Annotated in this window: 8 protein-coding genes; all 8 read left to right on the top strand. The window is 69.3% G+C overall.

Features of this window, described 5'->3' with window-relative positions; all coding sequences use genetic code 11:
- A partial coding sequence (gene rpsJ / locus VF329_06815) for a 30S ribosomal protein S10 (protein HEX7080708.1) occupies positions 1-235 on the top strand: 235 nt, incomplete at its 5' end.
- An 83-nt stretch (positions 236-318) separates the two neighbouring features.
- A complete protein-coding gene (rplC, locus tag VF329_06810) occupies positions 319-942 on the top strand; it encodes a 50S ribosomal protein L3 (protein ID HEX7080707.1) in 624 nt (207 codons plus the stop codon).
- On the top strand, positions 942-1562 hold the full coding sequence (gene rplD, locus VF329_06805) for a 50S ribosomal protein L4 (GenBank protein ID HEX7080706.1): 621 nt from the start codon (positions 942-944) through the stop codon (positions 1560-1562). The genes rplC and rplD overlap by 1 nt, the downstream gene beginning before the upstream one ends.
- Entirely contained in the window at positions 1559-1855 is a 297-nt protein-coding gene (gene rplW, locus VF329_06800; protein HEX7080705.1) for a 50S ribosomal protein L23, read from the top strand. Before rplD ends, rplW begins: the two co-directional genes overlap by 4 nt.
- A complete protein-coding gene (gene rplB, locus VF329_06795; GenBank protein HEX7080704.1) occupies positions 1855-2700 on the top strand; it encodes a 50S ribosomal protein L2 in 846 nt (281 codons plus the stop codon). Before rplW ends, rplB begins: the two co-directional genes overlap by 1 nt.
- Positions 2700-2981: a 30S ribosomal protein S19 gene (gene rpsS / locus VF329_06790; GenBank protein ID HEX7080703.1), complete on the top strand. Its 282-nt coding sequence runs from the start codon at positions 2700-2702 to the stop codon at positions 2979-2981. The genes rplB and rpsS overlap by 1 nt, the downstream gene beginning before the upstream one ends.
- Positions 2981-3478, top strand: coding sequence for a 50S ribosomal protein L22 (rplV, locus tag VF329_06785; GenBank protein ID HEX7080702.1), 498 nt, complete (start codon positions 2981-2983; stop codon positions 3476-3478). Before rpsS ends, rplV begins: the two co-directional genes overlap by 1 nt.
- A partial coding sequence (gene rpsC / locus VF329_06780; GenBank protein HEX7080701.1) for a 30S ribosomal protein S3 occupies positions 3479-3601 on the top strand: 123 nt, incomplete at its 3' end.

The following is a 3601-nucleotide window of genomic DNA, read 5'->3' as shown; positions in this document are numbered from 1 at the left end:
CGTCGACACGGCTCAGCGCACCGGCGCCACCATCACCGGTCCCGTGCCGCTGCCCACCGAGAAGAACGTGTACTGCGTGATCCGCTCGCCGTTCAAGGACAAGGACTCGCGGGAGCACTTCGAGGTGCGGACGCACAAGCGACTGATCGACATCCATTCGCCGACGCCGAAGACGGTCGACTCGCTGATGCGGCTCGACCTCCCGGCCGGCGTCGACATCGAGATCAAGTTGTAGAGCTGATGATTGCCACGAGCGAGATCTACAAGGACAACGAGAGGCGTGCTTCCAACCTTGCGGCCGAGGAAGGTCAGGCCTAGATGAAGGGTCTAGTCGGCCGCAAGGTAGGGATGACGAGCGTGTTCGATCCCGAGTCGGGCGTCGTCACGCCGGTCACGGTCGTCGAGGCGGGCCCGTGCCCGGTCGTCGCCGTCCGCACGCCGGACGCCGACGGCTACGAGGCCGTGCAGCTGGCGTTCGAGCCGGTCGCCGACCGCAAGATCTCGAAGGCGGAGCGCGGCCACCTCGCGAAGAACGGGGTCGACGCCGCGTACCGCCATCTCGTCGAGTTCCGCGGGCACTTCGCCGAGGCGGTGCAGGGCGAGAACGTCACGGTGGAGATCTTCGCTCCGGGCGAGAAGGTGAAGGTGTCCGGCGTCTCGATCGGCAAGGGCTTCCAGGGCACGATCAAGCGGCACAACTTCGGCCGCGGCCCGGTCACGCACGGCTCGCACAACATCCGCAAGCCGGGCTCGATCGGCGCGTCCGCGACTCCTTCGCGCGTCTTCAAGGGCGTGCGCATGGCCGGCCGGATGGGCGGCAAGCGCGTCACGCAGTCCGGCCTCACTGTCCACTCCGTCGATCCGGGGCGCAACCTGCTGCTGCTCAAGGGCGCCGTCCCCGGCCCGAAGAACGGCATGGTCGAGATCCGGGGGGTGGCGTGATGGCGAAGGCACCTGTGCTGGGTGGGAAGTCGAAGAGCGACGTCACGCTCGACGAGGCCGTGTTCGGCGCGGAGATCAAGGCGCACCTCGTCCACGAGGCCGTGCGCTCCGAGCTGAACGCGCACCGCCAGGGCACGCGCGCGGCGAAGTCGCGCGGCATGGTCTCGGGCGGGCGCTCGAAGCCGTGGCGCCAGAAGGGCACCGGCCGCGCACGCCAGGGCACGACCCGCGCGCCGCAGTGGAAGGGCGGCGGCGTCGTCTTCCCGGCGACCCCGCGCAACTTCGAGGTCAAGGTGAACAAGAAGGCGCTGAAGGCCGCGCTGCGCTCGGCGCTGTCCGACCACGCACAGGCCGGCACGCTTGCGTTGCTCGACGGCGGGTCGTTCGAGGCGCCGTCCACGAAGAGCGCGCTGCAGCTGCTGGCCGACTGGGGGCAGCAGACGCCGACCGTCGTGATCGTGCACGAGGACGAGGAGGCGCTCGCCAAGTCGTTCCGCAACCTCGAAGGCGTGCTCGTCACCGTGCCCTCGGAGCTCGAGGTCGCGCAGATCGTGTGGGCGCGCTCGCTCGTCGTCTCGCAGGCCGCGCTCGAGGCCGTGCAGGGGAGGGCCGCACAGTGAGCTTGCATCCGAGTGAGGTGCTGATCCGCCCGGTCGTCTCCGAGAAGAGCTACGGGCAGATCGCCAACAACCAGTACACGTTCAAGGTCCACAAGGACGCGCACAAGACGCAAGTCCGCCAGGCGGTGGAGGAGCTGTTCGACGTCAAGGTCGAGCGGGTGAACATCGTCAAGGTGCAGGCCAAGCCGAAGCGCCGCGGCCGCTTCCTCGGCACGAAGCCGGGCTGGAAGAAGGCCGTCGTGCAGCTGCGCGCCGGGGACTCGATCGAGATCTTCCAGGGGGCGCAGCTCTGATGCCAGTCCGTCGCTACAAGCCCACGTCGGCGGGCCGCCGCTTCATGTCGGTCTCGACCTTCGAGGAGATCACGAAGTCGACGCCGGAGAAGTCGTTGCTCGCGCCGGTGACGAAGAAGGGCGGCCGCAACAACAACGGCCGCATCACCACGCGCCACCAGGGCGGCGGCCACAAGCGCCGCTACCGCGTGATCGACTTCAAGCGCGTCAAGGACGGCGTGCCCGCCAAGGTCGCCGCGATCGAGTACGACCCCAACCGCTCGGCGCGGATCGCGCTCCTGCACTACGCGGACGGTGCGAAGGCCTACATCCTCGCGCCCGCACAGCTGAAGGTCGGCGCGACGGTCGAGTCCGGCCCGGAGGCCGACATCAAGGTCGGCAACGCGCTTCCGCTCGAGAACATCCCGACCGGCACGCTCGTGCACAACGTCGAGCTGAAGCCCGGCGGCGGCGCGAAGATGGCGCGCTCGGCGGGCTCGGGCGTCCAGCTCGTCGCGAAGGACGGCCCGCACGCGGTGCTGCGCCTTCCGTCGGGCGAGATGCGGCGTGTCCCGCTCACCTGCCGCGCCACCGTCGGCCAGGTCGGCAACGTGGAGCACCAGAACATCACGGTCGGCAAGGCCGGCCGCAGCCGCTGGCAGGGCAAGCGCCCGGCCGTCCGCGGCTCGGCGATGAACCCGGTCGACCACCCGCACGGCGGCGGCGAGGGCAAGTCCAAGGGGGGCCGTCATCCGGTCACCCCGTGGGGCGTGCCGACGCTCGGCAAGCGCACGCGGTCGAAGCACAAGGAATCGAACAAGCTGATCGTCCGCGGCAGGCGCCGCGGCAAGGAGGGTCGTCGCTAATGAGCCGCAGCGCGAAGAAGGGCCCGTTCGTCGACGAGCGCCTGCTCGGGCGCATCGAGCAGATGAACACGGCCGGCAGCAAGAACATGATCCGTACCTGGTCGCGCAGCTCGACGATCTTCCCGGAGATGGTCGGCCACACGATCGCGGTGCACGACGGCCGCAAGCACGTGCCCGTCTTCATCTCGGAGCAGATGGTCGGCCACAAGCTCGGTGAGTTCGCGCCGACCAGGACGTTCCGCGGTCACGCGGGCGACAAGAACGCGAAGGTCAAGAGGTAATGGCGGTAGCGGAGACACAGCAGACCGTCAGGGCGAATGCGAAGTACGTGCACTCGAGCGCGCGCAAGGCCCGCCTCATCACGGACCTGATCCGCGGGCGCAGCGTGCCCGAGGCGCGCACGATTCTCGCGTTCTCCGCGCGCGCCGTCGCGAGGGACGTGGACAAGGTGCTGCGCTCGGCCGTCGCCAACGCCGAGTCACGCCCCGACCTGCACTGGAACGGCGACGACCTTGTCGTCGTCACCGCGTACGCCGACGAAGGCCCGACGCTGAAGCGGCACCGCCCGCGCGCGCGCGGCCGCGTCGCCGCGATCATGAAGCGCACGTGCCACATCACGGTCGAGCTCGCGCAGTCTCCGCAGGCGCTCGCGCGCGCGGCCGAGCAGGCCGCCGCGGCGCCGAAGCGCAGCCGCGCCCCGAAGAGTCAGACACCGAAGACGGAAGAGGCGCCCGCCGTTGAGACGCCTGCAGAGACCACGGAAGGGACTGAGGCGTAAATGGGTCAGAAGATCCATCCGGGTGGCCTGCGCGTCGGCGTCATCCACGACTGGAAGTCGAACTGGTACGCCGGCAAGAAGGAGATCGCCGGATACATCCTCGAGGACGTCAAGATCCGCGAG

The organism is Gammaproteobacteria bacterium (assembly GCA_036381015.1).
Taxonomy (GTDB): Bacteria; Pseudomonadota; Gammaproteobacteria; order Steroidobacterales; family Rariloculaceae; genus ZC4RG20.
Note: the sequence above shows the minus strand (reverse complement) of the source record. Positions and strands in the feature narration are given on the sequence as shown.